Here is a 24,149-nt window from a genome sequence, read left to right on the forward strand (position 1 = left end):
GTTCGGAATCGAGCGGGAGGACAGATGGCACGGTCGCACGTACGACGCCTGCGCACCGGATCGGCCGCGGCGACGACCGGGATCCTCCTCACCGGGCTGCTCGCGACCTCCGCGAGCGCGCGGGAGGAGACACCGGCGGGAGAGACCGGGACGGTCGCCCGCACCGTGGGCGACGCCCGCTTCCGGCCCGGCCCCTGCCCGAGGACCGCGGACCCGGTCCCCGAACTCGAAGGGGCCCGCTGCGGCACCCTCACCGTGCCCGAGAACCGCACCGCCCCGGGCGGCCGCGACATCACCCTCGGCGTCGCGATCATCCCGGCGGTGGCGGACGAGCCGAAACCCGACCCCGTCGTATGGCTCGCCGGCGGACCCGGCGACGACGCCGTGGGGGAGGCCAAGATGGCCGTCGACGGCGGCCTGAACCGCGACCGCGACCTGATCCTCATGTCGCAGCGCGGCACCTACTCCGCCGACCCGGCGCTCACCTGCCCCGGGATCGACGAGTTCAACGCGCGCGCGACCGGCCTCGTCTACGGCGCGCCGTCCACCGAACGCCTGCACGTCGAGGCCACCAAGGCCTGCCGCGACAAACTGGCCGCGAGCGGCGCCGACCTCAGCGCCTACAACGACATCGAGAGCGCCGCCGACCTCGCGGACCTGCGCAGGACACTGGGCCTGAAGGAATGGAACGTCTTCGGCATCTCCTACGGCACGCAACTGGCGCTCGTCTACATGCGCCTGCACCCCGAGGGCATCCGCGCCGTGGGCATCGACGGCATCCTGCCGCCTTCCACCGGAGGTTCCGCCATCACGTGGAAGGCGGCCGAACAGGGCTTCGACGGCCTGTTCAAGGCCTGCGCCCGGCAGCCCGAGTGCGACCGCCGCTACCCGAACCTGTCGGCCACCTTCACACGGCTCGTCCGAGACCTGGAGGCCAAACCGGTCACCACCACCGTCACCCTCCCCGACAGCGGGAAGCGCGTGAAGGTCGTCCTCGACGGCGGCGCCCTGGTCAACTGGATGACCGCCGCCACGCACGTGGCCCCCCAGGTGCCCCGCGCCCTCGACGAACTGGCCCACGGCAGACCCCAACGGATCGCCGAGCAGTGGGCGTCCGGCAAGTACAGCCCCCAGGCCATCGGCCGGCTGTCGCACGGACTGGTCTACGGCGTCTTCTGCAGCGAGTGGACCCCGTACGAGACCGAGGCCGAAGCACTGCGCGGCGGCCGGGACGCCTTCCCCGAGTTCCCCCCGTCGGTCCAGGCCCAGGCCCCCCTGCTGACCTCACTGCGCCCCGACTGCGAGGTCTGGAACGTCCCCGCCGCGCCCCGCTCCATCCGCGACGTGACGCGCAGCGACATCCCCACCCTCGCCCTGTCGGGCGCCTTCGACGCCCAGACGGCGGCGACCAACGGCGCGTACGTGGCCGAGACCCTGCCCCGGGCCACCGTCGTGACGATCCCCTACGAACCCCACGTCGTCTTCGCGACCTCCCGGTGCGCCCAGTCCATCACCCGTTCCTTCTTCAACGACCCCGAGGCCCCGGACACCGCCTGCCTGAAGGACCTCAAGGCGCCGAAGTTCGAGATCGGCCCCTGACAGCCGGAGGAAGGACGCGCGCGACGGCGGTCCGGCTCAACGTCGGACCGCCGGCGCGGGATCGACGATCACGCGGGGCAGGGCGTCCGGGTGCTTCTCCGCGAGCCAGGCGACCAGGCGCTCCCGTACCGAGCAGCGCACCGTCCACAGGTCGTCCGCGTCCTTGGCCGTGACGATGACCCGCACCACGAGGGTCGAGGTGGTGGTGTCCGTGACGGCGACGTCCCACCCGCGTCCGTCCCAGGCCGGGCAGTCGTGCAGGACCTCGAACACCTTGTCGCGCACGAGGTCGACGGGCGTGCTGTGGTCGCAGTGGAGGAAGACGGTGCCGGTCATCTGGACGCCGCCGCGCGACCAGTTCTCGAAGGGGCGCGTGGTGAAGTACGAGACGGGCATGGTGATCCGGCGTTCGTCCCAGGTGCGCACGGCGAGGTAGGTGAGGGTGATCTCCTCGACCACGCCCCATTCGCCCGCGACGACGACCGTGTCCCCGATGCGCACCAGGTCGCCGAAGGCGATCTGGAAGCCGGCGAAGAGGTTGCCGAGGGTGGACTGGGCCGCCACGCCGGCCACGATGCCGAGGATCCCCGCCGACGCGAGCACGGAGGTGCCGAGCGCGCGGAAGCTCGGGAAGGTCAGGAGCATCGCGGAGGCCGCGAGGAGGCCCACGAGGACCGTGACGACGCGCATGATCAGCGTCACCTGGGTGCGGACCCGGCGCACCCGGGCGGGGTCGCGGGTGCCGGTGGCATAGCGGGCGTACGCGGCCTCGACCACGGCCGAGGCCACCCCCACGGTCAGCCAGGCGCCCACCCCGATGAGGACCAGCGACAGGACGTGGCCCACGGCGGCCGCGTCGTCCTGGAGCAACGGCGCCGTGGCGTAGCGGTGGGCGCCCCGCAGGAGCGCGGCGAACAGGACGATCTGCAGGGCTCGACGACATGGGCGCAGCAGGTCCCAGAGCGGTGTCTCGGGGTGCCGTGCGGCGGCCCGGCGCAACAGCCGGTCGGCGACCCACCCGGCCAGGACGGTGAGCAGGATCGAGCCCGCGAGGACGGTGGGCAGGAGAAGTGCGCTGTTCATATCCCCTCGGTGGTGGTCGGCGGCATGGATGTTCCCGCCTATGCCCCGGGGGGCCGAGGTGACACAAGGGCCGACCCGCCGACCCGCCGACCCGCCGGCCCCGCCGGCCCCGCCGACCGGCGCGACGGCCCGCCCGGCGCGCGGGATCAGCCGGGGGCGGGGGCGATGTCCCCGCGCAGCCGCCGGAGCCGGAGCACCAGCTCCAGTTCGAAGCGGCGGTCCGGGTCGTCCAGGTCGTCGCCCCACAGCTCACGGAGCTGCCGCAGCCGGTAGCGCACGGTCTGCGGGTGGACGCCGAGCCGCTCGGCCACCTCCGGCGCGCCCCCGCGCGTCTCCAACCAGGCCAGCAGCGTCTCGGCGAGCCGCTGCGCGTGCGCGGGTCCGCCCGACTCGTCCAGCCTGGCCAGCCGCCGCCGGGCGAGGTCGTCCACCAGCTCGCCCGCCGGCAACAGGACCAGGGCCTCGACGTGTTCGGCGCTGTGCAGGAGCCGCCCGCGCGGCAGGACGCCCTGCTCGATCATGCGTACGGCGGTCTCCGCCCACCGCAGCGACGCGGCGGCCTCCGCGACCGGAACCGAGGGGCCGATCGCGCCGGACCACCCGGTGACGGCCCGGTGCAGCAGCTCCGCACGCCCCGGAGCGTCCGGCTCCGGCACGACCAGGCGCGGTCGCTCGCCCTCCATGTCGAGCAGCACCTCGTCGCCCACGGCGGGGGCGACCGCCTCCACGGTCGGGCGGAGCAGTACGGCCACGGCCACCCGCTCGGGCAGCTGCCAGCCCACGTCGGCCGCCCGGTCGGCGAGGAAGGCCGACCGGTCCGAGCGGTGCTCGGACAGCAGCAGGTCGATGAGCAGACGCTGCAGGCGCAGCCGCTCCCCGGCCTGGCGGGCGATGGCCTCGGCGTAGCCGCGCACCGACTGGGCCACCATCACGTCGAGGTACTCGAAGGCGTACTCGGCGAGCTCGTACATGGCCAGGGAGGGGATCTCGGCCTCCCGGCCGATCTCCGCCATCCGCCGCCAGGACAGGCGCACGCCCAACCGGTAGATCCCCTGGAGGGAGTCGAGGCTGCGCCCGTGCGCGACCTCGCCGCGTCCGAAGTCCCGGAACATCTCCGGAAGGGCGCTCGGACGGTCCGAGCCCCGGGTCATCTGCTCGACGAACTGCTCCAGCGCGTGCCGGATCGCCACCAGGGCCTTCGGCTCCCCGGAGTCGTCGTCGATGAACACCAGGCTCGGGTACTCCCGCCGGATCGCGGCGAGGATGTCCTGCGCCAGCCTGGGGACCTCCTCCAGAGCGCGGCCGGCGAACCGCTGGATCCGTTGCCGAGGTACGTCGCGCCATGCTGACGAGGCTTCCAAACCACCGCTCCTGGACTTCCGGTCGAAAAGAGTGCGTCGGCCCGCCCGCACGCGGGCCGGCCGGTCCCGAGGGCGTGGTCTAGCCCTCGCCCGGCCCCTTGGATCCCGAGGGTCCGGGGACGGGCGGGTCGGGGAATGTGACGAGCGGCACGTTCTGCTGCGGGGGTGTGGCGTCGAGGGCGGCGACGACGGCGAACGCGGCGCCCGTCGCCAGAGCGGTGGCGACGACGCAGGTCAGGAGGGCGGCGAGCAGTCTGGACATGAGGATGATCGGCCTCTCAGTCGATGAGGTCTGTCACCCAGCGCGCCGGCCCGGTCCGGCGCGGTCAGTATGCGAGGCGCATTGACAGGTGGTCAAGCTCCACCTAGCTTCGCCGTTCACGGCAGTGTTACCACCGGGTAAGTCGCTTATCGCCCCGGACGGGTTGTGATCCGTACGCGCGGCCGTTCCCGCACCGCCCCGAACTCCCGCACCTCGCGTCCGTATCGGAGTACCCGCATGCGTCGTTCCGCATCACCCCTGTCCCTGATCCTGCTGGGTGCCGGTGTCTTTCTGCTGGTCCTCGGCCAACTCTTCGCCTGGTACGTGGAGCCGCGCGCCAAGCGCACCCCGACGGACACCGTCTCCATGACGGTCTTCGAGGGCAAGGGCAGCTATTTCGACACCGGCTCCGTGGCCACGCTCAAGGACCAGCAGCTCACGATCACCCGTCGGGTGGTGGGAGACGTCGCCGGCAGCGAGCGCAGCGGAAACGCGGTCTGGGACGTTTCCACCCAGATCGACACGCCGACGTCGCTCCCCCTGGCCGACCCGCGCAAATCCCTCCAGTGGACCACCGAGCGCTGGGTGACCGACCGCAGGACGAACCTCCCGGTGCACTGCTGCGAGGAGAAGCCCCGGTTCGAGGGCGAGGCGTACCTGAAGTTCCCGTTCGACGTGGAGAAGCGCGGCTACACCTGGTGGGACAGCAGCCTGGGCGCCACGGTGCCGCTGGAGTTCGACCGGGTCGTCACGGTGGACGGGCACGAGGGCTACCGCTTCGTCGGCTCCGTCAAGGCCACCGCGACGGGCACCCGCCTGGTGCCGGGCGTCCTGGTGGGCAGCTCGAACCCCGGTCAGGTGGCGGCCGAGGAGTGGTATTCGAACACTCGGATCGAGCTGACCGCGGACCCGCGCACCGGCCGGATCATCAACGCGGCTCTCGCGCCGACGAAAACGCTGCGGGCCCCCGGTTCGCAGACCGACGCGGTCACGCTGCTCTCCAGCGAACGGCTGGAGTTCAGCGAGGAGACCCGGCGCGAGCAGGTCAAGCTGGCCGGTGAGGGCAGCGGCCAGCTGGAGCTGCTCGGCGAGACCGTGCCGCTCGTGGGCGGGATCGCGGGCGGAGTGCTGATCGTCGCCGGCGTCGTCCTGCTGGTTCGGGGCCGTCGGCCCGGACACTCAGCCGGATGACAAAAACCGGGCTCGCCGAGGAGTCGAAGTTGTCACCCCGGTGAGTAGCCGGAACCAATCGCGATACGAACACTGAGGTTACCCCGCGGTAAGCACCGTGTTACCGGCGGAGCCGCCCGACCGGCGGCGCCGCGGCACCCCGGCACCCGCGGTACGCGGCACGTAGCGCGCAGTACGCAACTACCCGCGGTGCGCACGCACCGCGGACCGGCAGTACGACACCACCCGCAACACCCGCACGCGCAGCACCTGCGTCCGCATCGTCCCCGTCACCCGCACGACCCGCATCACCCGCAGTACCCCCAGCACCCGCATCGCCCGGCATCACCCGCAGTACCCCCAGCACCCGCATCACCCCGCAGTGACCGCACACCGAGCCAGCCCAGCGCTTCATCCCCGGAAGCCCGGCCATCCCTCACCCGCCTGCCTCCCGCAGCCGCCGAGTTGGAGCACCTCTATGCCCCAGCGCGCGTCCGCCCTGGCCCCCGGCCAGACGGACTCCTGTCCCGTCCCCGCTCGCACCCGCACCGGCGCCCACGGCGCCGTACCCCTCACCGCGGACCCGCACGTCGCACCGCCCGTACCGCCCGCGGCGCCCGTACCGCCCCTGCCGCACAAGATCACCTTCCTCGCCCGTCGTGACCTGGCCAACCCGGCCGCCGGCGGTTCGGAACTGCTCATCGACCGCATCGCCGACGGCCTCACCGCCGGCGGCCACGAGGTCACCCTGGTGTGCGGCGGTCCGGCCGCCGCACGCGACTACCGGGTGGTCTCCGCAGGAGGCGACGCGGGTCACTTCCTGCGGGCCAAGGCGACCTTCGCCCGCGAGGTCGGCGACTGCGACCTGCTGGTGGAGGTGTGCAACGGCATGCCGTACCTGGCGCCGCTGTGGCACCGCGGACCGACGTTGTGCCTGGTCAACCACGTGCACACCGATCTGTGGCAGATGCGGTACCCGGGCCCGGCGGCCCGGCTCGGACGCAGGCTGGAGCACTGGGCGCTGTCGGGCACCCACCGCGACAACCTCATGGTGGCCGTCTCCGAGTCGACCGCCGCCGAGCTGCGCGGCATCGGCGTGGCCGCGGACCGCATCAGGATCGTCAACAACGGCGTCGAGGAACCCGGCCCCCTGCTGCCCGAGGCGAAGGAACCGCTGTTCCTGGCCGTCGGCCGACTCGTGGAGTACAAGCGCATCGACCTGCTCCTCCGGCTGTGGGAACGGGTGCGCCCCGTCACCGGCGGCCGGCTGGTCATCGTGGGCGACGGCCCCGAGCGGGGCCGGCTGGAGGCCATGGCCGGCCCCGGTGTGACCTTCGCCGGACGGGTCTCGGACGCCGAGAAGCACCGGCTGATGTGCGAGGCGTGGCTCCTGCTGCACCCCTCGCTCGTCGAGGGCTGGGGGCTCGTCGTCACCGAGGTGGCCGCCCGCGCCACCCCCGCGATCGGCTTCGACATCCCCGGCCTGTGCGACTCCGTCGTGGACGGGGAGACCGGGGTGCTCGCCAAGGGCGAGAGCTCCTTCGCCGCCGCCTGGTGCGCCCTGGCCCTCAGCGGCGAGCGGCGCGCGGCCATGGGGCGGGCCGCCGCCCGACGGGCCGCGAACTTCCGCTGGAGCGCGACGGTCCGTCAGTTCCAGGCGGTCGCCGCCGAGGCCGCGGCCCGCGCCGCCACGCAGGGACGGGCACCAGGCAAGGGCGGTCATGGCTGAGGTCACCGAACGCGGGTTCAAGGATCCGTCGCTGAGGCGTTCGGCCGCCCTCTTCCGGGCGTTCATGCGCGAGCCCACCGACCCCGAGCGCTGCTACACGATGCTGGCCCGCGACTCCGTCGCGCAGGTGGCGCGCCACGTCGACCTGCCCGGCAAGATCGTCGTCGACATCGGCGGAGGCAGCGGCCACTTCACCGAGGAGTTCCGCCGGCGCGGCGCGCACAGCTACCTCTTCGAGCCCGACCCGAGGGAGCTGGGCTCCCGCGGCCGTCCCCCCGAGGACGCGGTGCTCGCGGACGGCTACCTGCTGCCGCTCGCCGACGGCGCGGCGGACGTGTGCTTCTCGTCCAACGTGCTGGAGCACGTCGCGGACCCGCAGACGTTCATCAGCGAGATGGCCCGGGTCACCCGCCCCGGCGGACTGATCTACCTGTCCTTCACCAACTGGCTCTCCCCCTGGGGCGGTCACGAGACCGCCCCGTGGCACTACCTCGGCGCCGACCGGGCCCGCGCGCGCTACAAGCGGCGCACCGGGCACGAGGCCAAGCACACCCTCGGCGAGAACCTCTTCGCCGTCCACATCGGTCCCACCCTGCGGCACGTCCGCGGCCGCGACGACGTCCAGGTCGTCACGGCCCGATCGCGTTACTGGCCGTTCTTCGCGAGCACGATCACCCGGGTGCCCGGACTCCGCGAGATCGCCACCTGGAATCTGCTGCTGATTCTCAGGCGAAGCCCATGAGCATGCGAAGCGAGGAACGGTAAATGACCACTGCGGTCCAGGCGCCCACCCGGGCGCCGCAGCCCGGCCCGACGCCGTCGGAGGCGTCCGGCGAGCCGCGCGGACGACGCCTGCTGTTCGGCTTCTGGGCCGTCGTGCTGGCGGCGTTCCTCGCCGTGTCACCGGGGAAGATGACGTTCGAGACGAAACTCGGCGTCGCCCTCGACCCCTGGCGCTTCATCGGCGACCTCGGTTCGCTGTGGAACGGCAACGTGGGTCTCGGAGGCATAGCCAACCAGTACGTCGGATACGCCTTCCCGGCCCTTCCCTACTACGCGCTCATGGACCTGCTCCACGTGCCGATCTGGCTCGCCGAGCGGCTCTGGCTGTCCCTGATCGTGACCGCCGCCTTCTGGGGAGCGCTCAGGCTCGCCGAGCGGCTGCGCGTGGGCACGCCCGCCTCCCGCGTCCTCGCGGCGGTCGTCTACGCCCTGTGGCCCACCTTCACCATCGTCGTCGGATCGACGTCCGCCGCCGCGCTGCCCGGCGCCCTGCTGCCCTGGGTGCTGCTGCCCCTGATGTCCGCGGCCCACAGCCCCCGCAAGGCCGCCGCGCGTTCGGCACTCCTGATCCCCTTCATGGGAGGGGTGAACGCCGCCTCCACCCTGGCCGCGCTGCTGCCCGTCGGCCTGTACCTGCTCAGCCGCCCCGCCGGCCCGCGCCGCCGCGCCCTGCTGGGCTGGTGGATCCCGGGCGTCGTGCTGGCCACCGTCTGGTGGGTGGTTCCGCTGCTGCTGCTCGGCGTGTACGGCGAGGACTTCATGCCGTACGTCGAGCAGGCCGACACCACCACCGCCACCATGTCCGCGACCGAGCTGCTGCGCGGCGCCGGCAACTGGGTGGCGTACCTGAACTTCGGCGAGGCCTGGCTGCCCGCCGGCTGGACCGTCGCCACCTCCGTCGTCGCCGTCCTGGGCTCGGCGTTCGCCGCCGCGCTGGGGCTCGCCGGCCTGGCCCGGCGCGACCTCCCGGAGCGCCGCTGGCTGCTGCTGACGGTCCTGGCCGTCGTCCTCATCACGCTCGCCGGCTACGGCGGTGCCTTCGGCGGACCCTTCCACGGGGTCGTACAGGGCTGGCTGGACGGGCCGTTGAAGCCGTTCCGCAACGTCTACAAGTTCCAGCCCGGACTCGCCCTCGCCCTCGCCCTCGGCCTGGCCCACCTGACGGCCGTCCTGTCCGTGAGCAGGGGCTCCCACGCCCTGCGCGGGCGCCGCTGGGTACCCGCGGTCGCCGCGGTGGTCGTGCTGCCCGGTCTGGCGCTCCCGTACGTCAACGGCACCGTCCTGCAGCCGGGCGCCTTCACCAAACTGCCCTCCCACTGGGCGAAGGCCGCCGACTGGCTCGCGGACAACGCCCCGCACAGCCGGGCCCTGGTCGTCCCCGCGACGGCGCACGGCATCTACACCTGGGGCTCCTCCATCGACCAGCCCTTCGACGTGCTGGCCGACACCCCCTGGGCGCAGCGGGACTTCGTGCCCTTCGGCACTCCCGGAGCACGCCGCATGACGGACGCCGTCGAGCAGGCGCTGCTGTCCGGCGCCGAGGTCCCCGGCCTCCAGGCGTACCTGGCGCGGGCCGGCATGCACGAGGTGGTCGTGCGCAACGACCTCGACCCCGACCAGATCGGCTGGGTCCCGCCGCAGACCGTGAAGCGGACCCTGGAGGCCTCCGGCTACCGCAAGGTCACCGGGTTCGGGCCGCTGGTGACCGGTGGGCGCATCGCCCCCGACACCCCGCTCCAACTGACGGCGCTGTACCCGCGGCTCCAGTCCGTGGAGATCTACCGGCCGCAGGACCGCGTCGCGCGGCCCGACCGGGTCGCCGTCTCGGCCGTGGCCGACACGGCCGTGCTCAGCGGCGGTCCCGAGTCGCTGCTCCAGCTCTCCGCCGACCCCTCGATGACGGACCGCCCGGCGGTACTGGCCGGGGACCCGCTCCCCAAGGGCCTCACGGCACCGGTGAAGGCCGTCGCGGACGGACTGCGCCGCGCCGACACCCGCTTCGGCCTGGTCAACAACAACACCTCGTACACGTACACCGCGAACGAGCGCAACCACTCCGGCAGCCTGCAGAACCCGGGCGAGGAGCCCAAGCAGATCCTGCCCAACGCGGGGAGCGACCACCAGACGACCGCCGTCCTGCGCGGCGCCAAGGCCGTGACGGCCTCCACCAGCGGCAACTGGCTGTTCCACCTGCCGCAGTACGACCCGGTGAACGCCTTCGACGGCAACCCCGCCACGGCCTGGGCCGAGGGCAGCGCCGGCGAGCCGGCCGGACAGTGGCTCAAGGTCGAGTTCGCCCGGCCCACCGACGTCCCCGCCTCCATCCAACTGACGCCCCTGCCGGGCGAGGCCATGCGCGCGGCGCCCACACAGGTGCGCGTCGAGACCGACCGCGGGACGGCCGACAGCCCCCTGCAGACCAACGGCCGGCCGCAGACCGTCAAGGCCCCCTCCGGCCAGGCCTCCTGGATGAAGATCACCATCCTCGCGGCGCAACAGGCCAGTGTGGGCCTCTCCGGGGCCGGCTTCTCCGAGGTGTCGATCCCGGGCGTCCAGGTGACGCGCCTGCTGGCGCTGCCCGCCGACGCGGAACGCACCCAAGCGCCGACGAGCGTGTACTCCGTACACCGCGGCCTCGACGTGGGCGGCCTCTCGCCGGCCTCCACCGAGGCGGGACTGCACCGCAGGCTCACCACCGGGGAAGCGGGCGAGTACACGGTGTCGGCGGGAGCCGTCGCCCTGCCCGGCGACGCCCTGGACAAGCTGCTCGACCGCGCCGCTCCCGGTCCCGAGAACCGGCTGCGGGCCACGGTGGACTCCACCGGCAGCAGCGCCACCCTGCTCGGCGCCCGCAACCTGGTCGACGGCGATCTGACGACCGCCTGGATCGCGGGCGACCGCCCGGTGGTCCACCTCGCCTGGTCCGGGATGAGGAAGATCGACGAGGTCGTCCTGGTGTCGGCGGGCGGGGTCTCCACCCGGCCCGAACAGGTGACGATCTCCTCTCCGCACGGCGCCGCGGTGGCCGACGTGGACGAGAACGGACGGGTCCGCTTCCCGGAGATCGAGACGGACCGGCTCGACATCACCATCAGCCGGGTCGCACCGCTCACCGTCCACAACCCGGTGGCGAACGCGCGCCTGCAACTGCCCGTCGGGCTCAGCGAGGTCCACGTTCCCGCCCTGGCCGACCTGCGGGTGCCCCGCCCGGATCCCTCCGCCCGCTTCTCGCTGGAGTGCGGCCAGGGACCGGACCTCGCCCTCGGCGGCGTCCTGCACAAGACGAAGGCCTCCGGACTGGTCACCGACCTCGTCGACCGGCGCCCCGTCACCGTGACCCTGTGCGCGGGCGACGAGGCCGACGGCACCGTGGCCCTCCCGGCCGGCGAGATCGAACTGGAGGCGGCCGACGCCGGCCCGCTGGCGATCACCGACGTCAGGCTCACCCGGGGCACCGCGCAGCCGCTCGCCGGAGCGGCCGGCCGCGAGGCCACCGTCGCCGACTGGAGCGACGACCGGCGGACCGTCAAGGTGTCGGCGGGCTCCGGCGGGGCCGCGTACCTGCGGACCTTCGAGAACGCCAACGACGGCTGGAAGGCCACCCTCGGCGGTACGGAACTGGAGTCGGTCCGCCTGGACGGCTGGCAGCAGGCCTGGGTGATCCCGGCCGGCAAGTCCGGCACGGTGACCATGGAGTTCGAACCCTCCGGCACCTACCGGGCCGGGCTGATCGTCGGTGCGCTCGCCCTCCTCGCCCTGGTGGCCCTGGCCTTCGTGGGCCGTCGCCGACAGGACGACGGGACGGACGACCGGCTGCCCGAACCGGCGGCCCCCGGGCTGCTGCTCGGGACGTTGGCCCTGACCGCGGTCGTCGCCGTGGTCGCGGGACCGCTCGCCCTGGTCGTGCCCGTGCTCGCCGTCGCGGCCCGCTTCCGACCCGCCGCGCTCGTACCGACCGCGGCGGTGGCGATGGCCGGAGCCGGCCTGGTCGCGGCCGTCGGCGCCGGCGAGCCGATCGCCGCCGCGCAGGGCTCCTACAGCGGCCTCGCCCAGGTGCTCGCACTGGTGGCGCTCTCCGCCGCGCTGGTCACCCCCCTGAGGCCCGCGTCCGAGGACGACGCGCCGCACGACGCCCCCGGGCCGCGCGACGACGACGCCGCCGAGGCGCCGGAGGCCGGACCGGTGGTGACGGCCGGACCTGCCGGACCTGCCGGCACCGGCGACGGGGGCGCGCCCCGCACCTCCCTGCGCAAGCCGGACGGCGGTGGCGCCGCGTGATCGGACCCTGGACCACCGCCGGGAGAGGGTCGACGACCCCTCCCGGCGGGGCCCGGATCCCCTTCCCGACCGTCGACGAGGTGTCACGGCACTGCCTCGACGCCGACGAGCCGGAAACCGTGCACATCGAGGTCCACCTGCCCGGACGGGTGGACCCCGCACGGCTGCGCGCCGCCTTCCGGCAGGCGCTGCTGACGCACCCCCGCGCCCTGGTGCGGGAGGTGCCCGGCCGCAGCCTGCACCGGACCCTCGCATGGGAGCAGACCGGCGAACCCGACGGCGAACCGGTGAGCTTCACCGGGCGCGGCCCCGAGGCCCTGGCCCGCGCCCGGGCCCGCGCCCTGACGGACTGCCCGTCGCTCGCGCTGTCCCCGCCGATCCGCCTGGACGTCGTCGAGACGACCGGCGCGGACGGCGGGGCCGCTGGGGACGGCGGGGCCGGCGCGGACGCCGGGAACGGTGGGGACGGGTCGGGACGGGCGGAGCCGCCCGCGCCCGCCGGGACCGTACTGCTGCTGACCCTGCACCACACCGCCCTCGACGCGCCGTCGGGCCTGCGCATCCTCGCCACCACCGCCGAACGGTACGCCGGCCTCGCGGCCGTCCGGATACCCGGACGGTCGCGACCGGCCCCCGCGCGGCCGGTGCGCGGCACGACCGGGGGAACGGGCCGGACCGTACGCACTCGGCCCGTACGCGTCGCACCGGACTCCCGCCCCGCGCCGGCGCGCGCCCGCGCGGTGGGCAACGGCATGCTGCTGGCGGACCTGCCCGTTCCGCCGCGCGCGGCGCCGACCGGAACCCCGCAGCCCTGGACCGTCAACGACCGGCTGCTGGTCGCCGTGACCCTGATGATCGGCCGCTGGAACCTCGCGCACGGCCGGCCGGCGGGCCCCGTACGCCTCACCGTGCCCGTCGACGACCGCCCGCGCGGCACCGGGATGCCGATGGGCAACGGAACCCGGCTCGTCGAGGTGCCCATGACCGCCGAGGACCCCCGCGACACACGGCTGCTCACCGGCGAGCGGCCGGACCCGGCGGCCCTGGAGCGGCTGCTGCGCGCCACCGCCCGCCGCACCCGCGCCCTGACGGCCGACCCCGGCTCCCCGATGGGCGCCGGGGCGGACCTGCTGACCGCGCCGCTGCTGCCCGTCGGCGTACGGGGCGCCCTCACCCGGGGCGCCCGACGGGCCGCCGCGTCCTGGACGTCGACGGCGCTGGTCACCAACGTCGGACGCGTGCCGTACGCGCTGGACTTCGGCGACGCCGGCAGGGCGAGCGCCGTCTGGTTCTCCGCGCCCGCGCGCATGCCGCGCGGGCTGAGCGTCGCGGCGGCCTCCACCGGCGGGCGCCTGCACGTCGCGCTGCGCTGGTCACGGGCGCTTCTCGCCGACGCCTCCGGCGCGGACCTGCTGCGCCTGTTCGAGGAGTCGATGGCGGCGGCCTCCCTCACCCCGGGCGAGCCGCGACGGCACGACGCACGCCGCCCGGAACCGACCACGGACGGAGCCCGCTCCGCCCAGGACCACCACGAGAGGTCGTCATGACCCCATCGGCCTCCGACGCCGCGGTCGCCGGCACCTCGCCCCGCGACCCGGTCCCCTCCCCGGACCGGCGCCCGCCGGGACTGCGCGACTTCTACGAGAACCCCGCCGTCCCCGTCGCCTCGGGGCACGCCCGCACCCTGCGCCAGGCCCGGATGCTGGCCGCCGCGCTCGGCCCCGTCGGGCCCGACCGGCCGCCCGCGACCGTACTCGACGTGGGCTGCGGCGACGGCTCGGCAGGCGCCATCGCGGCCCGCGTGCTCGGCGGACACCACGTCGTGGGCATCGACTGGTCCCAGGACGCCCTGCGCCGGGCGGCGCCGCGCCTGACCCAGGTCGTCCGCGGCGAACTCACCGGCGACGGGCTGCCGTTCGCCGCCGCGAGCGCCGACGCCGTGCTGTTCAGCGAGGTCGTCGAGCACCTCGTCGACCCCGACGGCGCCCTCGACGAACTCCACCGGGTCCTGCGGCCCGGCGGACACCTGATGCTCTCGACGCCCAACCTCGCCGCCTGGTACAACCGCGCCCTGCTCCTCGCCGGAGTCCAGCCCGTGTTCTCCGAGGTGAGCCTGCGCCGCATCCACGGCCGACCGGGCACCGAGGTCGTCGGTCACCTGCGGCTCTACACGGCCCGCGCCCTGCGCGAGTTCGTGGCGGCCTCCGGCTTCGAGGTGGTGGCCCTCGCCGGCGCGCCGTTCCACGGCGTCCCGCGCCCGCTCCGCCCGCTGGACCGGATGGCCTGCGCACGGCCCTCCCTCGCCTCCATCCTCCTCGTCCACGCGAGAAAGGCGTAACCCGTGGTGTGGGGCGTGGTCGCCGCCCTGGTGGCGAACCTCCTGTACAGCACCGGCTTCGTCCTGGAGAAGCGGGCGCTCGCCGGCATGCCGCCGCTGAGCGTCGCCCGCCCCGGCCGGGCCCTGCTCCTGCTGGCCGGCCGACCCCTGTGGATCTGCGGCGCCACCGCGCTGGCCCTGGGCTTCGCCGCCCAACTGGCCGTCTACCGCACCCTGCCCCTCGTCGCCGCCCAGGGCCTGTTCCTGTCCGGGCTGGTCTTCCTGCTGGTGCTCTCGTCGGCGGTGCTCGGCGAACGGGCCTCCGGCCGCGAACGGCGCGCGCTGGCCGTCATCGGCGTGGCACTGGCCATGGTCGTCACCTCCCTCTACGGGGCCGGCGAGGACGTCAGCCGCAGCGCGCCCACGGGCACCCTGCTGGCCCTGTGCGTACCGTCCGTCGCCGCCGGACTCGCGCTCTACGCCGCCGCCGAACGGCGCGCCCGCCGCCGCCACCGCCAACCCACCACCGGAGTGTCCTACGCGGTCGCCGTCGGCCTGATCTACGGGGTCAGCTCCCTCGCCATCAAGGGGGTCTCGGGCCGCCTGGACACCTCCGACCTGCTGGGCTCCGCCCCCGCCCTGCTCACCACCCCCCACCCGTACCTGCTCCTGCTGACGGGGGCCACCGGACTGGTGCTGTCGCAGACCGCCCTGCAACGCTGCCGGGCCTCCCTCATCGTGCCGGTGTGCTCGACGGTGGCCTGCGTCTTCGCCGTCGTCAGCGGCACGATCGCCTTCGACGAACCGCTGCCCGCCGATCCGGCGCGGCTGCTGCTGCGGCTGGGCGGCATCGCGCTCGCCCTGACCGTCCTGCTCACCCTGCCGCGCCACGACGCGGCCGCTCCCGCCCACCCCTCCTCCGAAGGAACCCGGTCATGAAGCCCGACAGCCCGCTGCTGAAGATCCTCGCCTGCCCCCTCGACAAGGGGCCGCTGATCCTCGACGAGGCCGGGAGCGCGCTCTACAACCCGCGCCTGCGCCGCAGCTACCCGATCGTCGACGGCATCCCGCAGCTGCTGCCCTCCTCCGGCGTGCCCGCCGCACCGGAAGCGCACGCCCCGGCGACCGAGCGGGGCGCCGAGCCCGAGGGAGGCACCGCCGACGCGGGGTGAAGTCGCGTACGGGCGGGCGGACGCGGGGGAGGGAACGGGCCGGCGGGCCGCTCGCCGGGCTCGCGGGCGCTCAGTCCTGCTTGATGGCGGAGACGTCGAACTCCAGGACGACCTTGTCGCCGACGAGCACCCCGCCGCCTTCGAGGGCGGCGTTCCAGGTCACGCCGTAGTCCTTGCGGGAGATGGACACCGACCCCTCCAGGCCGACGCGCCGGTTGCCGAAGGGGTCGACGGCGGTCCCGGTGTACTCGAAGTCGATGGCGACCGGGCGGGTGGTGTCCTTGATGGTGAGGTCGCCGGTCACGCGGTACTCGCTGTCGGAGAGGACCTCGATGCCGGTGGTCTCGAAGGTGATGTCGGGGAAGTTCGGCACGTCGAGGAAGTCGTTGGTGCGCAGGTGCTGATCGCGCTGTTCGACGCCGGTGTCGATGCTCTCGGCCTTGATCACCACCCGTCCCGTGGAGCGGGCCGGGTCGGAGCCGTCCAGCCGGGCCGTCCCGTCGAACCGGTGGAACGCGCCGCGGACCTTGGTCACCATGGCGTGGCGGGCGATGAAGCCGATCCGGGTGTGGGCGGGGTCGAGGACGTAGGTGCCGGTGAGTTCGGCGAGGTCGGACGGCGTGGTCATGGGTGCCTCCAGGGAACCGGAGCCCGCCGGCGGTCCGGCGGGATCGTCTGCGGCCACGCTAGGCCGCCACGACGTCCCGATCCGGAGGCACGCACGGGCCGGCGGCGGAGTACACCCTGACGCCGACCGCGGGCGACCGCGGGCGACCGCGAGGGGGCCGCGACGCCGACCGCGACGGGGCCCGCCGCGACCGGCCCCGAACGGGCGGGGTCAGACGTGGTACCAGCCAAAGGCCCCGGCGTCCTCGGACGGGTCGAAGGACTGGTGCAATGCCACGAGCGCGCTGATCAGCCGGGGATCGGTGTCCCCGGCCCGCACCTCGTAGCGGTCGGACATGCCCCGGAACACCAGCCGGGTCCGGCCCGAGGCGTCGCGCCAGGTGACCCGGCGGGGCGGACGGAAGCCCGCGTCGTCCTCGGCCATGAAGGCGGCGATCGAGCACACCCAGCTCAGCACCAGACCCGTCGGCCACCACACGGCCCACCACACCAGGCGGCCCCGGTGGCCGCGCAGGTGCGGCCCCTGGACCGGTTCCAGCGTCCACCGCGCCCGGCGGACGCGGAAGGAGGGCCGCCGCCGGTAGGTGACGCGGCCCAACGGGGCGCCGTGGTGGTCGTCGACGCGGTAGACGGCCGGCTGCCCGGAGCCCCGCGAGCCGGGGTGCTCGGTGCGCACGTGGACGAAGGGGACGCCGGCGTCGTCCAGGAGGCGGAAGGTACGGGCCTCGGGGTAGCGGGCGTCGTCGGGGCCGGGCGCGTCACGGGTCGCCCAACCAGCGCCGCTGTGCGCGCCGTTGCTCTCCGTGCGCAGCACCCGGGGCGTGGTCCCCTGGTACTTCACCTCGTACGTCGCCGGGCCCCAGGCCATGACCTCCCCTTTCGCACTGCTGTGGTGGAGTCATCATGTTCTCATCAAGCCGGGGGCGTTCGACCGCCGGTGTCACCGGGAGTGACGTCCGGGGTGAGGTCGGTGGGGGACCGGCGCGGGGCGTCGCGGGCCGTCGCCTCGTGGGGCTGCGCGGGGCGGAGCCTCAGTCCCGCCAGTGCCAGGTGAGTGAGGAGTCCTCGGGCAGCGCCTCCCAGCGGGTCGCCGCCGCGTCCAAGGCGGCGCGGGCACGCACCAGGGCGGCCTCGTCGAGGGGCGGTCGGCCCACGCCGCGCCCCGTGACGGGAAGTCCGGACCAGGCCCGGTAGGCCCAGTTGACCGCCATCTCCGCGGCCAGCACCGCGTCGCCCCCGCGGCGCAGCACCTTGAGCCCCGACCGGCGGTGGCGTCCGGGCTCGATCGTCTCGAACCCCTGGAAGGTGGCACCGGCCGCCGTCGCGCCCCAGAAGCCGTCCGTGATGCCGAGCGCCTCCTCGACGGCGGCGTGGGCGAGGTCGTGCGGGATCGTCGGACCGGTGGGCTGCGCGGGCAGCCGTACGGCGGGGCCGCGTAGACGGGTGACCGTGATCTCGTGCTGATTTCCCGGCAGCTTCCGGAAGGTGATGTCCATCGTCCCCGACGATAGGACGGCGGCCGCGACGGCCGCCGGCGGTTTTCCGGGCCCCCGCCGCGCGAGGTACCGGGGCGTGGCGGAGCGGTGGTCCGCCGGGCTCACGCGCGCGGGGCGCGACCGCGCGGCGTCCACCGCTCCGTGCGGGCCCCCGTCGCGAGGTCGGGGCCGCGGGACCCGGGTGCGGCTCGGGTCACCGGGGGGATCGACCGGCCGCCGCGCGCGGGGGACGGGCCACGGACGGGTCGGCCGCCTGGGTGCAGAAGACGCAGAAGCAGTTGAAGTCCCGCGGCGGGCCGGACCGGCGGGCCGCGACCACGTCCGGCAGCGGCGTCAGGGAAAGGGCCGGGGCGAAGGCGCCGGCGAGGGGGTCGGGGTACGGGCTGTTCATGGTGTCCCTCCTCGGGGGAGTGGGTGGGTCGTTCGGCCGAAGGGCCGTACTCCAGGACAGCAGGCGGGGCCGCGAGGCCCTGTCATGCGGTCGGACGACCCTGGTGGACGATTGCGGGCGCCGTCCGCACGATGTCGGCGCCCACCAGCCGTTCCAGCAGGTCCAGGGCGTCGGCCTCGGGAAGGTCCGCGGCGCGGGCGGCCTCGCGTCCCGTGCGGGTGCCGTCGCAGCGGGCCAGCAGGAGCCCGGTGCCGGCCCCGATCCGGTACGCCCGCAGCGGCGCGTCCCACGCCCGCTGGAGCAGGACGGTCACCTCCTCGCGGGGGAGACGGCCCGGCGCCCCGGGGTCGGTCACGTCGTGCCCGTACGTCGCCACCCGCACCGCCGCGGACAGCACCAGCGCGGGCTCCGCGACCCGCGGGAACCGCGCGGGCAGCCGTGCGAAGGGACCCGGGCGACAGGCCTCCGCAGCCACGGAGTCGTTCAGCAACAGGTACTGGTCGAGCTCGAACCGGCCGAAGTCGGCGACGGCGGGCGGCAGCCCGACGAAGGCCAGCAGACGCCCGCAGGCCCGCACGATCCCCATCGGGTCGTCGGCGTCCTCGGCGAGGGTCGTCGTCGTCAGGAACGCGTCGAGCACTTCGGGATGATGCTCCGTCAGTTCACCCACCGTACGGGGGATGCCGACCGAGAGGTGGATCCGGCGCTTCGCGCCGCTCTCCTCGGCCATGAACGCGTAGCTGTCCCCGTCGACGCCGGCCAACACCGCCAGCTCCGCGTCGGACAGCCCGAACCGGGCCTGGACCTCGCCGGGACGCGCGCGCAGCACCGGCACCAGCGTGCCGGGGGAGGCGATGACGGAGGCGAAGGCCTCGCGCAGGCCCATCACCGCACCCCCGTCCGCGCGGGCCGGACGCCGTCCAGGACGCGCCGGGCGTGGTCGAGTTCGGCCTGGAGCTCGCCGAAGTCCTCGGGGAAGTTCTGGTCGCGCTCCAGCAGCGTGGCGCGCACCGGCGCCCTGTCCACCAGCTCCTCCAGCAGCTCCCAGACCGCGGGCGGCACCGGCTCGCTGTGCGTGTCCAGGTCCATGCGGTCGTCCTCCCCGCCGGTCCCGCCCGCCAGGTGCACCTGTACGACGCGCTCCACCGGGATCGTGTCGAGGAACTCGTGCGCCGAGTAGCCGTGGTTGCGCGCGTTGATGTCCAGGTTCGTCAGGTCCAGCAGCAGCCCGCACTCGCAGTGCTCCATCACCTCGGCGATGAACTGCGCCTCCGACAACGGCGACAGCAGATCGATGTAGTACGTGACGTTCTCCAGGATCAGGGGCCTGCCCACCGCAGCCTGCACCCGCCGCGCGCGCTGCCCCACCTCACGGGCGATCTCCCGGGTCCGGGGCAGCGGGGTCAGGGTGCCGAGGGCGACGCCCGCGGCCCGCGTGAAGCACAGGTGGTCGCTGAACCAGGGCGCGTCGATCTCGTCGACGAGCCGCGCCAGCGCGTCCAGGTAACGCGGGGAGGGCTCGCGCGGAGCCCCGATCGACAACTCCAGTCCGTGCGGCACGATCCGGAAGCGGCGGCGCAGGCGGTGCAGCACGTCACGGACGTCGGGCGGCGCGAACAGGTAGTGCTCGGTGATCACTTCGAGCCAGTCGACGCGGCTCGCCGGGGAGGTGATCGCGTCCTTGATCTCGGTGCGGTAGCCGATCCCCGAACCGAGGTACGGCAGGCCGGTCACCGGCACGGCGGTGGCGGCGGTCGCGGTGACCGGGACGGAACCCGAGGGTGCGGTGGTCATGGAGGGGTCCTCTCACGCTGCGGGCCGGTGTTCGTACGGCCTCCTGCGGCCACCGTAGGGAAGGGGCCGGGGCCTCCTCGTCCTGCGGTCGGTCCATCGGGGGGACGACGCGCGACCGTCGGCGCGCCGCCCGCCGCCGGCCGCCCGCCGCCTACCGGCCTTCCCCGCCGGCCCCTTGCCCCGCCTCCCGTCCTGCCCCCGGCCCTCCCTCGCGCCGCCCTTCCCTCGCGTCTCCCCTTCCCTCGCGTTCTCCACGGCCCTCGTCCCGCGGATCGGCCGGTCGGAGGACACCGGCGAGGGCCCGCGCGGGGTCCAGTGGAGGGGTGGTGCGGCCCCCCGCACCACCCGGCCCGGAGCCCCGGACGCACGCATGCCCCCGTCCGGGCCCGTGCCGGCGACGACCGACGCAGGAGAGGGACGAACCCATGAGCAAGCACCACGAGCACGCGCACACGACCACCCCGGCCCCGGCGGAACGCGAATGGCTCGCCCTGACCGAACTCGGCGGCCACGGCACGCGCCGCGAGGGCGGCCGGTTCTGCTTCTGCGTCTGCCGCGCCCTGATGAACACGCCCCCCACCTCCGCCCGGGCCGCCGAACGGGCCCGCGAGCAGCGCATCGACCTCGCCCTCGCGACGGCCTCCATCGGCCGCTGAGCCGCCCCTCGACATGGACACGACGACGCGCTCCGGCCCGACCCCCCACGACGCGGGCGACCCCGCACCCGAGCCGGTGCACGAGCCCGTGCGCGTGCCCGTGCTCGTGGTCGGCGGAAGCCTCAGCGGCCTGTCGGCCGCCGTGCTGCTCGCCCACCAGGGGGTGCGCTGCCTGGTGGTGGAACGCCGCTCCGGCATCGGCGCCCATCCCCGCTCGCGGGTCCTCACCGCCCGCTCGGGCGAGGTGCTCCGCTCCGTCGGCCTGGAGCCCGCCGTCGACGCCGTGAGCCGCCGCCCGAGCGGCTGGTTCGGGGCGCGGGCCCTGACCGACGACGCGTACACCCTGCTCGGCCCGCCCGGTGACCCGACCCTGCCCATCAGCCCCGCCGGCAGTCGGCTCTGCGACCAGAACCGCCTCGAACCGATCCTGCTGGCCGAGGCCCGCGACCGGGGCGCGCGCGTCCTCTTCGGCCACGAACTCGACGCCTTCGAGCAGGACCCGTACGGAGTCACCGCCCGGATCCTCGACCGCGCCACCGGCCACACCCGCACCGTCCGCTGCGCCTACCTCCTGGCCGCCGACGGCACGCGCAGCCCCGTACGGGAGGCCCTCGGCATCGCGCTGCACGGCCGCCGCGGCGAACCGCGCTTCCTCAGCACCGTGTTCGCCGCCGACCTCGACCCCGCGCTGCGCGGCCGGCGCCCCACCGCCGTCGTGTTCCCCGACAGCGAGGTCCTCTTCGCCCGCGGCGTGCCCCGGGCACCGCTGTGGGAGCACGGCATCCCCGACGCCCCGATCGGCGCCGGGGCGGACGACGAGGAGCTCGGCCGCCTCGCCCGCGACCGGCTGCACCGGATCACCGGAATGCCCGACCTGGCACCCGACGTGCTCAGCGTGCTGCGCTGGGGGGCCTCCGCGGTGGTGGCCGAACGGTTCCGCGAGGGCCGCGTCATGCTGCTGGGCGACGCCGCCCACACCATGCCCGTGATCGGCGGCCTCGGCGGCAACACCGGGATCCAGGACGCCCACAACCTCGCCTGGAAACTCGCCGCCGTCCTGCGCGGCGAAGCGGACGACTCGCTCCTCGACTCCTACGACGTGGAGCGCACCCGCGTGGCCGCCCACACGCTGTGGCACGTCCTCGCGACCGCCCGCGGGCTGCCCGAGGCGCTGCCCCCCGAGACCCTCCAGCTCGGCTACCTCTACCCCGACCCCGGGGGCGGCCCGGACGCCGGCCCCTGCGAGGACCCGTACCGCCCCACGGGCCGCCCCGGCAGCCGCGCCCCGCACCTGTGGCTGACCCGCGGCGACCGACGGGTGTCGGTCCTGGACCTCTTCGGGACCGGGTTCACCCTGCTCGCGGGAGCGCGCGGGGGGCCCTGGACGCCCGCCGGGGCGCGGGCGGCGGCCGGACTCGGTGTCCGCCTGCGCGCGTACCGGATCGGCGGTCCGCGCGACGCGCTGCGCGATCCGGACGGCACCTTCCCCGACCGCTACGGCATCGGCCCCACCGGGGCCGTGCTGGTCCGGCCCGACGGCCACGTCGTCCGGCGCTGGGTGACGGCCCCGGACGACACGCCGAAGGCCCTGGAGCACGCCGTACGCGAGGCCCTGGAGCGGCCGGCGGCGCTGCCGTCCGAGCCCGCCGTCCGGAGCGCGGCCTGACGGCGCCCCACCGACCGCCCCGAGCCCCTTCGACCCCCTCCGCCCGCCGGCCGAGGGGGTTCGCGCACGCGCGAGGGCCGCACGGGCGGGAGGCCCGCACGGCCCTCGGGTACGGCCGGATCCGGTGACGGGGGCGCTCAGGGGCGTACCCCGGCGAGGGCGACGGGCAGGGCGCGCGGGCCGCGCAGCACCGCGTTGCGACGGTAGGGCGGCGGGTCCGCGAGCAGGCGGGGCCGCTCCAGCCGGGCCGCGAGCCGACTCAGCGCGATCTGCGTCTCCAGCCGGGCCAGCGGAGCCCCGAAGCAGCTGTGGATGCCGCTGCCCAGTCCCAGGTGCGTCAGGTCCGGCCGGTCCGGGTCGAAGCGCTCCGGGTCGGTGAACCGCTCCGGGTCCCGATTGCCGGCGGCGAGCACCAGCCAGATCGAGGCGCCCGGGGGGATGGTCGTGCCGCGCACCTCGACGGGGGCGATGGGTGTGCGCTGGGGCAGCAACTGGACGGGCGGCTCGTACCTCAGGAGTTCCTCCACCAGCGGAGCCGCGAACCCGGGGTCCTGCCGCAGCCGTTCGAGGGCCTCCGGGTGCCGCAGCAGGGTGAGCATGCCGTTCGCGATCAGGTTGACCGTGGTCTCGTGGCCGGCGACGAGGAGCAGCGCGGAGGTGGTGAGCAGCTCGATCGTGCTCATCGCCCCGTCCGGACCGTCGCCCGACGCGAGCCGGGAGAGCATGTCCTCGCGGGGACGGCGCCGACGCTCCTCGATGAGGTCGGCGAGGTAGCCGCCGAGCGCCGTCCGGGCGTCGTGGGAGGCGCGCAGCCGTGCGGTCGGGTCGGGCGCGTCCGGGTCGGGGTCGAGGCTCGCCGCGACGGCCTCGGCCCACGCGTGGAAGCGGGGTTCGTCCTCGCGGGGCACGCCCAACAGCCGACAGATCACGGTGACGGGGAAGGGGTAGGCGAAGGCACCGACCAGGTCGACCTCTTCCGTGTCGGCCCCGGATCCGATGTGGTCGATCAGATCGTCGACGACGGCGGTGAGTTCGGCGCGCATGTCGTGGACCTTGTGCGGGGTGTGCGGCGGGCCGAAGGGGCGGTTGGTCATCCGGCGCAGCCGGTCGTGCTCGGGCGGATCGAGGCGCAGGAAGCCGGGCGGGAGCATGCCGGAGCCGTCGCCGTTCGCGCCGCCGGCCGTGTCGCCGCCCCCGCCGGCCTCGACCGCCTCGATCAGCGGATCCCCGGGATCCGTCGACAGGTTGCGGGAGTCGGAGCTGATGCGGGGATCGTGCAGCAGCTGTTCGATGTCCCGGAACCCGCTGACGACGTACGGGCCGCCGGCCTCGTGCCACACCGGGGTGCGGCGCAGCTCGGCGTAGAGCGGGTACGGGTCGGGGCGGCTGGAGTGGTCGAGGATGCGGTGCAGCAGGCTCTGCTCCTGGCTCATGGCGGTGCCTTTCCGGGCTTCGGGGGAGGGGAGGGGGAGGGGGAGAGGAGGAGACGGGCGAAGGCGTCCGGGGCCGGCCGTGCGACGGCACGGCCGGCCCCGGACGGGGGAGGGACGGGCGTCCTCCTCCATTTCCTCCGTTTCCTCCATGGTGGGAACGGCGCCGCCCGCGCACTGTCCTCCGGACGGTCCGTGCCGCGACGACAGCCGCCGGGGGGGGGGGGCCCCGGCGGGGGGGCCCCCCCCCCCCGCGGGGGGGGGGGGGGGGGGGGGGGGGGGGGGCCCCCCCCCCCCGGCGGGGCGGCCCCCCCCCCCCCCGGGGGGCCCCGGGC

Annotated in this window: 21 protein-coding genes; 11 read left to right on the forward strand and 10 right to left on the reverse strand. The window is 74.8% G+C overall.

Features of this window, described 5'->3' with window-relative positions; all coding sequences use genetic code 11:
• Positions 1-24: 24 nt before the first annotated feature.
• Complete coding sequence (locus ACZ6ZI_RS33180) at positions 25-1,599, forward strand: alpha/beta fold hydrolase (protein WP_469527177.1); 1,575 nt, start codon at positions 25-27, stop codon at positions 1,597-1,599.
• Positions 1,600-1,635: 36 nt separating this feature from the next.
• Here ACZ6ZI_RS33180 and ACZ6ZI_RS33185 read toward each other — a convergent pair whose 3' ends face one another.
• From ACZ6ZI_RS33185 to ACZ6ZI_RS33195, 3 genes are all read right to left on the reverse strand, one after another.
• The gene (locus ACZ6ZI_RS33185; protein WP_469527179.1) at positions 1,636-2,682 is read right to left on the reverse strand and encodes a mechanosensitive ion channel family protein; all 1,047 of its coding nucleotides are present in this window, start codon (positions 2,680-2,682) and stop codon (positions 1,636-1,638) included.
• 146 nt (positions 2,683-2,828) lie between these two features.
• Positions 2,829-4,043: a PucR family transcriptional regulator gene (locus ACZ6ZI_RS33190; RefSeq protein WP_469527181.1), complete on the reverse strand. Its 1,215-nt coding sequence runs from the start codon at positions 4,041-4,043 to the stop codon at positions 2,829-2,831.
• A 79-nt stretch (positions 4,044-4,122) separates the two neighbouring features.
• Entirely contained in the window at positions 4,123-4,305 is a 183-nt protein-coding gene (locus ACZ6ZI_RS33195) for a hypothetical protein (RefSeq protein WP_469527184.1), read from the reverse strand.
• Positions 4,306-4,542: 237 nt separating this feature from the next.
• On the opposite strand from ACZ6ZI_RS33195, the gene pgfA reads away from it, so the two are divergent.
• The 8 genes from pgfA to ACZ6ZI_RS33235 all read left to right on the forward strand — a co-directional run bounded on the left by pgfA (position 4,543) and on the right by ACZ6ZI_RS33235 (position 15,754).
• A complete protein-coding gene (pgfA, locus tag ACZ6ZI_RS33200; protein ID WP_469527186.1) occupies positions 4,543-5,496 on the forward strand; it encodes a cell envelope lipid trafficking protein PgfA in 954 nt (317 codons plus the stop codon).
• A 457-nt stretch (positions 5,497-5,953) separates the two neighbouring features.
• Positions 5,954-7,204, forward strand: a complete 1,251-nt coding sequence (locus tag ACZ6ZI_RS33205; RefSeq protein ID WP_469527187.1) for a glycosyltransferase family 4 protein — start codon at positions 5,954-5,956, stop codon at positions 7,202-7,204.
• A complete protein-coding gene (locus tag ACZ6ZI_RS33210; RefSeq protein WP_363058221.1) occupies positions 7,197-7,946 on the forward strand; it encodes a class I SAM-dependent methyltransferase in 750 nt (249 codons plus the stop codon). Before ACZ6ZI_RS33205 ends, ACZ6ZI_RS33210 begins: the two co-directional genes overlap by 8 nt.
• A gap of 23 nt (positions 7,947-7,969) precedes the next feature.
• Positions 7,970-12,265, forward strand: a complete 4,296-nt coding sequence (locus ACZ6ZI_RS33215; protein WP_469527189.1) for an alpha-(1->3)-arabinofuranosyltransferase domain-containing protein — start codon at positions 7,970-7,972, stop codon at positions 12,263-12,265.
• Positions 12,262-13,812 carry a condensation protein gene (locus tag ACZ6ZI_RS33220; protein ID WP_469527192.1) on the forward strand — a complete coding sequence of 517 codons (1,551 nt, stop codon included), beginning with the start codon at positions 12,262-12,264 and terminating at the stop codon, positions 13,810-13,812. Before ACZ6ZI_RS33215 ends, ACZ6ZI_RS33220 begins: the two co-directional genes overlap by 4 nt.
• Positions 13,809-14,603 (forward strand): class I SAM-dependent methyltransferase, encoded by a 795-nt coding sequence (locus ACZ6ZI_RS33225; protein ID WP_469527194.1) that lies wholly within the window; start codon positions 13,809-13,811, stop codon positions 14,601-14,603. The genes ACZ6ZI_RS33220 and ACZ6ZI_RS33225 overlap by 4 nt, the downstream gene beginning before the upstream one ends.
• A 3-nt stretch (positions 14,604-14,606) precedes the next feature.
• On the forward strand, positions 14,607-15,521 hold the full coding sequence (locus ACZ6ZI_RS33230) for a DMT family transporter (protein WP_469527198.1): 915 nt from the start codon (positions 14,607-14,609) through the stop codon (positions 15,519-15,521).
• A complete protein-coding gene (locus ACZ6ZI_RS33235) occupies positions 15,518-15,754 on the forward strand; it encodes a Trm112 family protein (RefSeq protein ID WP_469527200.1) in 237 nt (78 codons plus the stop codon). Before ACZ6ZI_RS33230 ends, ACZ6ZI_RS33235 begins: the two co-directional genes overlap by 4 nt.
• Positions 15,755-15,824: 70 nt before the next feature.
• On the opposite strand, the gene ACZ6ZI_RS33240 is transcribed toward ACZ6ZI_RS33235, so the two are convergent.
• From ACZ6ZI_RS33240 to ACZ6ZI_RS33265, 6 genes are all read right to left on the reverse strand, one after another.
• Positions 15,825-16,382: a YceI family protein gene (locus tag ACZ6ZI_RS33240; RefSeq protein WP_469527202.1), complete on the reverse strand. Its 558-nt coding sequence runs from the start codon at positions 16,380-16,382 to the stop codon at positions 15,825-15,827.
• Between the two features lie 210 nt (positions 16,383-16,592).
• On the reverse strand, positions 16,593-17,249 hold the full coding sequence (locus ACZ6ZI_RS33245) for a hypothetical protein (RefSeq protein WP_469527204.1): 657 nt from the start codon (positions 17,247-17,249) through the stop codon (positions 16,593-16,595).
• Positions 17,250-17,412: 163 nt separating this feature from the next.
• Positions 17,413-17,877, reverse strand: coding sequence for a hypothetical protein (locus ACZ6ZI_RS33250; protein WP_469527205.1), 465 nt, complete (start codon positions 17,875-17,877; stop codon positions 17,413-17,415).
• A 193-nt stretch (positions 17,878-18,070) separates the two neighbouring features.
• Positions 18,071-18,268 (reverse strand): hypothetical protein, encoded by a 198-nt coding sequence (locus tag ACZ6ZI_RS33255; RefSeq protein WP_469527207.1) that lies wholly within the window; start codon positions 18,266-18,268, stop codon positions 18,071-18,073.
• A gap of 82 nt (positions 18,269-18,350) precedes the next feature.
• The gene (locus tag ACZ6ZI_RS33260; RefSeq protein WP_469527210.1) at positions 18,351-19,154 is read right to left on the reverse strand and encodes a hypothetical protein; all 804 of its coding nucleotides are present in this window, start codon (positions 19,152-19,154) and stop codon (positions 18,351-18,353) included.
• Positions 19,154-20,062 (reverse strand): MbnB/TglH/ChrH family RiPP precursor modification enzyme, encoded by a 909-nt coding sequence (locus ACZ6ZI_RS33265; RefSeq protein WP_469527212.1) that lies wholly within the window; start codon positions 20,060-20,062, stop codon positions 19,154-19,156. Before ACZ6ZI_RS33265 ends, ACZ6ZI_RS33260 begins: the two co-directional genes overlap by 1 nt.
• 425 nt (positions 20,063-20,487) lie before the next feature.
• On the opposite strand from ACZ6ZI_RS33265, the gene ACZ6ZI_RS33270 reads away from it, so the two are divergent.
• Both ACZ6ZI_RS33270 and ACZ6ZI_RS33275 read left to right on the forward strand, forming a co-directional pair.
• Positions 20,488-20,718, forward strand: coding sequence for a hypothetical protein (locus tag ACZ6ZI_RS33270; protein WP_469527215.1), 231 nt, complete (start codon positions 20,488-20,490; stop codon positions 20,716-20,718).
• Between the two features lie 13 nt (positions 20,719-20,731).
• Positions 20,732-22,384 (forward strand): FAD-dependent monooxygenase, encoded by a 1,653-nt coding sequence (locus tag ACZ6ZI_RS33275; protein ID WP_469527216.1) that lies wholly within the window; start codon positions 20,732-20,734, stop codon positions 22,382-22,384.
• Positions 22,385-22,521: 137 nt separating this feature from the next.
• Here the strand turns inward: ACZ6ZI_RS33275 and ACZ6ZI_RS33280 are convergent, their stop codons facing one another.
• Positions 22,522-23,817 (reverse strand): cytochrome P450, encoded by a 1,296-nt coding sequence (locus ACZ6ZI_RS33280; RefSeq protein WP_469527217.1) that lies wholly within the window; start codon positions 23,815-23,817, stop codon positions 22,522-22,524.
• Positions 23,818-24,149: the final 332 nt, after the last annotated feature.

It is taken from the genome of Streptomyces sp. NPDC103540 (genome assembly GCF_055584445.1).